Below are 8,508 nucleotides of genomic sequence, written 5' to 3' on the forward strand. Positions count from 1 at the left end.
GCTGTTCTCATTCAGGCGGCTTATCCGGGCGACAGGGCTTTCACAGTCAGCGTGCGCACTAACCTGATTACTGAACAACGTCAGCTGATTATCTATGACGGAACTGAAATTTTTGAGCAGTTTGTATTCGACGCCGGTGCTAATGAGCCTAAGAACCTCGTTGAAGCTATGAAAAATAGCAAGAATTTCAACAGCAAGCTGATTTCTGATGATGTAGAGGGGCCTTTGGCCGACCTGACCCAGCAGGCTATGGCAGGAGGCAAGAACCCTACCGTCACCATTAACAGCTACTCCAACGGCACAGATGTCTTGGAGCGTTATAAGTGGAATGTCCTGCTTTGCGACAGCAATGATACGAAGGTTCATTTGCTCTTGCAGAGCTTTGCGCAGACTTCCTACGACACCGGCCATCTCGGCATGATTTGCATAGGCGGCCTGAAAAGTCAGGACTTCAGCGAAAGAATTTCCCTTGCGGCGTCCTATAATGACGAGAAAGTCACTTATGTACTGGGCGGCTGGAAGGGCAGTGATGGCAAGGAATACGAGGGGTTCATGGCGGCGGCTAGAATCGGCGGTATGATTGCGTACCAGCCAACTAATTCCGGCCTTACGCACACTGTAATCAGAAATGCAGTTTCCCTCCTTGAGCCGCTTACAAATGGCGAAATCATCAAAGCGGAGCAGAAGGGTTGTATCGTTCTTACGGTCAACGATGAGGACCAAATTTGGATTGATAATGCTATTAATACGCTGGTTACTCCAAATGCAGACCAAGATGAGGGCTGGAAAAAAATCCGTCGTACCAAGTGCCGTTTCGAGATGATGGATAGAATAAATTCCACCATCGACAAATATGTCGGCAAGGTTAATAACGACGATGACGGCAGGGCTACTATTATTGCGACAGGTAAAAAGGTACTTAATGAAATGGTGGGCGAAAAGAAATTATTCGCCGGTGCCACGATGTATGAGGACCCTACTTACACTGCTGAGGGCGATTCCTGCTGGTTCATCATCGAGGCTGACGATATTGACAGCGCAGAGCATATCTACATCACTTATCGTTATCGCTTCAGTCAGAATTCATAAGGAGGTAAACGAGCATGTATAACAACAGAGGCCCGGTAGATACCCGGCACTTAACCACCGGTAAGGATGGCATGTTGTTCAATGAATCCGGCGAATTGCTTGCGACTATGGAAACCTATCAGTCGCAGACCAATTACACCAACGCCACCTACCAGCCGCTAGGCGATGCTCAGGAGCATTCAGTAATGAGTAGCTACAAAGTTACCCTGACCTTCACAGAGTGCGTTGTAGAAAGCTCAGCAATGTTTCAGGAGCTGTTTGAGTCCATGCAGACCGGTCAGCCGGTCATGTGGACATTCCAAGGCGTTCAGAAAGGGCGCAACGGCACGGAGGAGCGCGTGATTTATCGCGACTGCGTACCTGATGGCGCGGTAGACTTGCAGAACGTTACTGTCGGTGACATCTACAAGAGAGCGTGGAGTACGGTAGTAAACAGCCCGCCTGAGTTGCAGAAGTTGCTGTCTTACGAGTAATCAGTTAGGAGGATATAGAAATGGCAATCTTGAAAGATAATGCGCTTTCCGCAATCGAAGATGAGGAAATCGTAGATGTAAATGAACAGGACAAGGAAGAAGATGTGGAGGCTTTTCAGGGCAGTGTATTCGACGCCCTGCTTACCGCCGCCCGGTACGAATCTGATACCAGCGAGCAGTACACCATCCGCATCAAGCGGCAGGTGCAGGGCAGGGAGGTTATTCTTCTGACCTTTAAAATCCATCCTCTGTCCGAGGAGAAGATTAACGCTGTGCGCAAGAAGAATACCAAGACCAAGCGCGACAGGCGGTATGGCATCGACCGCGACAGGGTAGATAACGTCCGCTTCCGCAGTCAGCTCATCTACGAGGCTACCGTTGAAGAAGACAGGGAGCGTTTGTGGAACAATCGTCAGGCGTGGGAAAAGCTCAATGTTCTTAATGGCGTTGACCTTATTGACAAGGTTCTTATGGCTGGCGAAAAGGACAAGTTGCTGGAATCCATCGAAACCATCTCCGGCTACGGCACTGATGACGAGATGGATATTTTGGTAAAAAACTGATAAAGGCTCCCGGCAAGGTACGCTTGTTGCACGCAATACTGCAACGACTGCATATCACACCGGGAGAGCTTTCAGCTATGACACGAATACAAAGGACGTTCATTTTGCAGTCCATGAGCGTTCAGCTAGAGGAAGAAGGGGCGGAACATTGAGTGGAACATTGGTGGAACATCTGAAAATAAAGAAAGTATTAGGCGTGACATTCAAACTTAGAGAATTAAACGCCACCCAATGTTCCGGGGGTCAATGTTCCAATGTTCCGGGGAATGTTCCGGTAGATGTTCCGCCCTAATCCCTTGCAATCACTGGGGTTATAGCTAAAGTGGAACATTGGAACATTAATTACTATAGAGAATATTATTAGGGGCATTAGAAAGTATTAGAGAAATAGTATATATCTCTATACTCCCTAATACGCCTAATATGTGTAAATATACGCGCGCGTGAGAGGAGGTAAGAACATGCCAGCGGGAAGTCATACTATCGACATAATGATACGCACAAATGACATGACGGAAAAAGGGCTGAAAAATGCTCAAGCAAATCTTACGAGATTTGATTCCGCCATACAGCGAACTGCCCAGCGGCTGTCAAGCCTCACATCTAAAGGGCATAAAATTACGCTTGGACTTATCGACCGCGTAAGCGAACCCGGCGGCAGGATAAATGGTATGCTGAAAAGGCTTACCAATTCCACTTACCGCGTATCGCTCGGGCTACAGAACAGAGCAGTGGCGGGCATACAGGAAACTGAAGCCCGCCTTGCAAGGCTCACTTCCAAGGCCCACACCATAACTGTCAACGCGAAAAATAAAGTGGCTGGGAGCCTCAATAGCATGAAAGACAGTATGCTGGGGCAGACCTTGGGCGTAGGCTCCGATATGCTTGTCGGGGCAGGCATCAGTTATGGCATTTACGACACTATAAAAACCTATAAAGATTTCTCGGCACAGATGAGTGCGGTAGGAGCTATTTCAGGGGCTTCTGCTGAAGATATGGCTGTGCTGACAGCTAAAGCCAAAGAAATGGGTGCAACTACCTCATTTTCTGCTACAGAGGCTGGTAAGGCCTTCGAGTATATGGCTATGGCTGGCTGGAAAACTGCTGATATGACAGCTGGTATCGGGGGTATCATGAACCTTGCGGCGGCTTCCGGCGAACAGCTGGGAACTGTGTCCGACATAGTAACGGATGCGCTTACAGCCTTTAACCTCAAAGCGGCGGATGCCGGGCATTTTGCGGATGTGCTGGCGGCGGCATCCTCGAATTCCAACACTAATGTAAGCATGATGGGATATACGTTCAAATACGTTGCACCTTTAGCGGGTGCGCTTAAATATTCCATTGAGGATGTAGGCGTTGCAGTCGGCCTGATGGCTAATGCCGGTATAAAGGGCGAGCAGGCTGGTACATCCCTGAGAACTATGCTCACAAGCCTGAGCAATCCCGGGCTTAAAGCGGGAACGGCAATGGACAGGCTGGGAATAAGTATAAAAAATGCGGATGGCACAGTGAAGCCGTTCATGCAGACACTGCTTGATTTGCGGGCAAGTTTCAAGAATTTGTCAGAGGCTGATAAGATTGCTTTTGCTTCTGATATTGCAGGAACGGATGCCATGTCGGGGTTGCTTGCAATGGTCAATGCTTCCGAGAGCGATTTTAATAAATTGACAGCGGCCATAAATGATTCAGAAGGTGCTGCCAAAAAGATGGCGGATACCCGCATGGATAATCTTGCAGGTGACATGACGTTGCTTGCTTCCGCATGGGAGTCGTTTCAGATTGCCCTCATGGAAGGTTCAGGCTCTAATTTTCTGAGAGAATTCATTCAGGGAGTTACCAAGGATATATCCAAACTGACAGGCTATATGGAAGATGGGCTGGACATATCTGACATAGGTAGGATAACGCTGGATATACTAAATCAGCTTAAAAATAAATTTCTAGAACTTGACGGGGTAGGTTCTATTCTTGCTGGCGGCGCACTTGCGGCAGGGCTGGCAAAAATAACGAAGCTGTCCCTGAGAGCCTTTGACGCTATTAAGGTGCTTGGAAGCCCTGCGGGCGGAGGCGGAAGTGCTTCTGCTCCCGGCAGTAATGTGGGGAGCATGATTGTACACGCTCAGAGCGTCGTTGTGAACGCCGGAATGTCCTCCGGCATAGAAACTACTGCACAGGCAGGTGGAGGCATGTCAGGCGGCGGCTCAGGGGCAAAGGGCGGCAAATCCGTAGGGAAGATGGCCCGCTTTGGCAAAGCGGCAGGAAGATTAGCCGCACCGCTGATGGCCGCCATGAGTGCGTACAGTATTTATGACACTTTCGCGCAGAATAATACCCTGTCTGCTGAAGCTGATACTGGTATTGCTGTAGCTGATGAAAAGGCCTCCCGATTTGAGCAGCTTGGCATGTATGATGAAGCGGACAGAATCAGGAATAACGCCAGCGAATATAAGGAGCAGACCGAAGCATATAACACCAACCGCATGAACGGTGCCATCGGTGATACCGCAGGGAGCGTCATAGGCGGCGTTGTTGGAGGAGCCATAGGTTCAGTCGCAGGACCTGCTGGCACAGCCATAGGAGCCGCCGTAGGAGGCATGGCGGGCGGTGCGCTGGGAAGTTATATCGGCGAGAACTGGGAAGATATAAAGGCAAGTGCAGGAGAAACCTTCAAGTGGCTGTCCAATGGCGCATCCGAAGTAGCTTCGGATGTTGGCGATACACTCAGCAGTATAGGAAAGTATGTTTCTACGGGACTTGCAGGAACTGGGGCGTATATCTCAGCTGGCCTCGCTGGCATCGGAGATTGGATAAATGAGAATGTGTGGACACCGTTCAGCGACGGAGCAATAACTGCAATAAATTTTGTGGTGGGGCTTGGTGCTATTATTTTAGGAGTTTTATCAGAGATATTCTCGCCTATCATCGACTGGTTTGCTGAAAACATATTGATACCGTTAAAAGATATGAATTCAGAAATGTGGGATTACATATCTGAGGCCGTAGGCGCGGGGGTGGATTATTTAGCTGAAGTTGTAGGAGCAGGTGTAGATTATATCGCTAGTACGCTGTCTGGTGTGTCAGATTGGTTTATCAGCAGTGTATGGACACCGATAAGCGATAGCGCAAGTGAAGCCTTTGCCTATGTGCAGTCCGTCATAGGTGCGGCTTGGGATTATATCTGCGCCGTATTCGGTGCGGCGGCAGACTGGTTCAACACCATTGTTTGGGCGCCGGTATCCTCCGCGGTTGAGGGGGTCAAGATAGCAATTACCGGCGCATTCCAAGGCGCGTATGATAAAGTGGTCGGCATATTCAGTGGGCTTGCTGGCTGGTTTGAAACCAATGTCATCAATCCTGTGAAGGAAAAATTCAACGCCATCACATCTTTGGGTTCGGGTATTACCGGCCTGCACACCAGCTCCGAATCCCCAAAGGCAAACGGCGGCTTTGTCCTCAGTGAGCAACATGCCCTGATAGGTGAGGCAGGGCCTGAGGTTATCATACCGCTTTCTTCTTCAAGGAGAAACCGCGCTATGGACCTTCTGCAACGCGCGTGGGGCATTATCGGTGATGGAGGCCCTGTGGGTGCTTCAGGAGCAGATATTTTTGACGGTGAAACTTCGGGCGCGGATGCTGGTCAGCCGGAGGGTGTGATAGGAGTTGAAATGCCACCTATGCAAAATATATCCGGCAATTCAGGTGGCGGCGTCGTAAACGTATCTTTAGGAGGCCTGAATGTAACGTTCAGCATAGCACCGGGAGATGCTTCAACGCCTGATGACATTATCCGGGTTATCCGCGAGAATATAGAGAACCTTGCGGATGATGTAGCCGGTCAGCTGGCTCAAAAACTGGGCGGCATATATAATAATCAGCCGGTATTGAATATGGGGTGAGATTATGGCATTTAAGCTGAATGTTAATAATATTGCCGGAAATATCCTGAGAGGACGGAGCGTAAAAAGTTCCGTCCTTTCGGGGCTAGGTGCTTCCGGATTATCGGGATTCAGCCGTTCTTTGGTCATGTCGCTCATGGGCGGCATGGAAAAGGCCAATGTCCACATCAGCAACATGGACACGGGCGAAAAGCTGAGCTTGGCATGGACACCCGAGAAAATAAGCGTAAGTTGCTCAGGCAGGTTTCAGAGCTACAACGTCATAGAGCGCGGCGAAGTAAAGATACCAAGGGGCATGAATCTTGCTTCTGTGAAATGGAGCGCAAAACTTCCGGGCGACAGCCGTTGCAGTTACAGATTTGTAAATTCGTCATACTGGCAGGAGCCGAAAGAGATTATCCGCATCTTGGAGAAGTGGCGCGAGGATAGAGCCAAGCTCCGACTGCTGGTAACTCAGACATCTATTAATCAGGACGTGTATTTAGATGATTTCAGCTACGACTGGGAGGGCGGCCACGGGGATGCAAATTACAGCATTTCATTCGTGTCGGCGCGGGACATGCAGGTAAAAACTGTCAAGGAAGTTGATGATGAAAGAGCCGCAAAACAGGATGAGGAAGAAGCCGCATTGGAATCACGGCCTACAACTCCATCTCCTGAAAATGTAATAGCTACTGCCGGAGCTTCCCTGTGGAGCATTGCGCAGGGAAATTACGGGGACGGCTTGAAATGGCTGGATATATACGATTTGAATAAAGGGAAAATCGGTGGCATAGCTGATGAAATACCCCCCGGTATAGATTTGAAATTGCCGCTTTGAGGAGGTGAGGCTGGATGATAGATTTGAGGTTGCTGGAATACCGGACGGTAGCTATTACGCCCGATGGCGAACAGCTTGATATTACGGACATAACTACCGACCTTGGCTGGGAGGAGAGCGAAAGAGAGTTTTCTTCGCGCCTGAGCATGAAAATATATAATGCCGTGTACAAGGGCAAGTATATGTCAGAAATTATCCAGCCTATGACACCCCTGATTGTTTATGTCCTGAGTAACGGCACTTCGCAGGAGGTTGCGCGCGGGACAGTTGCCAGCTGGGGTGTCGTTGACTCGAATGGTACGCAGAGTATATCTCTCACTGCCTACGATGAATTGAAAGCATTGAGGGAGTGTCAGGATGATGAATATTTCCCCGATGGGCTGTCTTCTAAGCAGATTATAACGAGTATTTTTGATAAATGGGGCGTAAAGTACGAATATAATGGTCCTGATGTTCCGCAGTCTAAATGGACTTTCAAGAAAAACTATATCAGTGATATGGTTAAAAAAGTCCTTGATGATGTGCGGAAAAATGGCAAAGGGGCTTATTTCCTGCGCGCCAAAGAGGGCGTTGTCTATGTGCTTGAAAGAGGGAGCAACGAGGATGTTTACCATTTCGATGCCGATACAAATCTCATTCAGGTGCAGGATAATTTTTCGACTGAAAGCCTTGTTACGAGGGTAAAAATTATCGGCAAGAGCAAGGAAAGCAGTCGGCCTCCTGTCGAAGCAACCATGGACGGGCATATCGAATATGGCATAAAGCAGGTTATCATGGAACGTCCTCAGAATAAAACCCTTGAGGAAGTTACTGATTCAGCGAATCAGCTTCTGAAAGAGAAGGGTTCTTTGAAAAGAACCACCTCATTGCAAGGGCCAGATGTGCCGTTCATCCGCAAGGGTGACAGAGTTCGTATAGAGTCAGGCTCCATGCAGGGGTTTTGGTTCATCACTTCCATCCGGCACAATGCCGATGATAAGAAAATGACTTTCAAGGTTGTAGAAGATAAGGATAGCAACGATGAGCAGTATGATACGGCCACAGAAGATGAAACAAGCGGGGAGGAATGATTCATGAAGCAGGGAAGTCCCGGCTCAAGTGCGCTGGCGGCAGTTCTTGGCAATATGGCTGAGAAGAAATCTGAGAAGCCTCTTGTGCTTGATTTCGGAGTTATCCAATCTGATTACAGCCTCAAGACAAATACCTTCGGCCCTCCGATACCTCATGGCGATTACAGTGTATGCAGGTGCGTTACATACGACCCCGGAGTGCCACTTACGCAGACTTATTGTGACGGCGCGCACAGCCAGCCTGACGCTGGATTTGGCGGCGCGCATGTGCATCAGGTAGAGCTTCCGGTAAAAATGTACTGGATTAGGCCGGGGGACAGGGTGTTGGTAGCGTGGGTTGACAACGAAGCAGTAGTTATTGACATCGTGTTCAGAAGTGACATAGTGGGGTGATTGCATGGCTGAAAGTATATATCCGACATTCAGGCTTCCTCCTCTTACAGCCCCGAGTCTTGGGGCAAAACAAAAGAGATATAAATCTTCATTGATGTTTGATTTTGAAACAGGAGATTTTGTCCGGGACGGAGCAAAGAGGCTTCTGACCTGTGACGGCCATGAAGCGTGGGTACAGTGGTGTTTAAAACAGCTTGCCAC

At 49.0% G+C, this 8,508-nt stretch carries 8 protein-coding genes; all 8 read left to right on the top strand.

Translation table 11 applies throughout. The features are described 5' to 3' along the window. Positions 1-1,089, top strand: a 1,089-nt coding sequence (locus tag ACI3UA_RS02365; protein ID WP_439723231.1) for a phage tail sheath subtilisin-like domain-containing protein, incomplete at its 5' end; no start/stop codon positions are given. Between the two features lie 185 nt (positions 1,090-1,274). After that, positions 1,275-1,562, top strand: coding sequence for a hypothetical protein (locus tag ACI3UA_RS02370; RefSeq protein WP_439723232.1), 288 nt, complete (start codon positions 1,275-1,277; stop codon positions 1,560-1,562). 20 nt (positions 1,563-1,582) lie between these two features. Continuing rightward, entirely contained in the window at positions 1,583-2,125 is a 543-nt protein-coding gene (locus ACI3UA_RS02375) for a phage tail assembly chaperone (RefSeq protein ID WP_439723233.1), read from the top strand. Positions 2,126-2,961: 836 nt separating this feature from the next. After that, positions 2,962-6,024: a phage tail tape measure protein gene (locus tag ACI3UA_RS02380; protein ID WP_439723234.1), complete on the top strand. Its 3,063-nt coding sequence runs from the start codon at positions 2,962-2,964 to the stop codon at positions 6,022-6,024. Between the two features lie 145 nt (positions 6,025-6,169). Beyond that, positions 6,170-6,844 carry a LysM peptidoglycan-binding domain-containing protein gene (locus ACI3UA_RS02385; protein WP_439723235.1) on the top strand — a complete coding sequence of 225 codons (675 nt, stop codon included), beginning with the start codon at positions 6,170-6,172 and terminating at the stop codon, positions 6,842-6,844. Between the two features lie 14 nt (positions 6,845-6,858). Then, positions 6,859-7,914: an XkdQ/YqbQ family protein gene (locus tag ACI3UA_RS02390; RefSeq protein ID WP_439723236.1), complete on the top strand. Its 1,056-nt coding sequence runs from the start codon at positions 6,859-6,861 to the stop codon at positions 7,912-7,914. A 3-nt stretch (positions 7,915-7,917) separates the two neighbouring features. Continuing rightward, positions 7,918-8,307, top strand: coding sequence for a hypothetical protein (locus tag ACI3UA_RS02395; protein WP_439723237.1), 390 nt, complete (start codon positions 7,918-7,920; stop codon positions 8,305-8,307). Between the two features lie 4 nt (positions 8,308-8,311). Further along, positions 8,312-8,508 (top strand): DUF2634 domain-containing protein (locus ACI3UA_RS02400; RefSeq protein ID WP_439723238.1); only part of this gene is annotated, 197 nt, incomplete at its 3' end.

Origin of the sequence: Anaerovibrio sp. (assembly GCF_051866355.1) — a bacterium.
In the GTDB taxonomy this organism is placed as follows: Bacteria; Bacillota; Negativicutes; order Selenomonadales; family Selenomonadaceae; genus Anaerovibrio.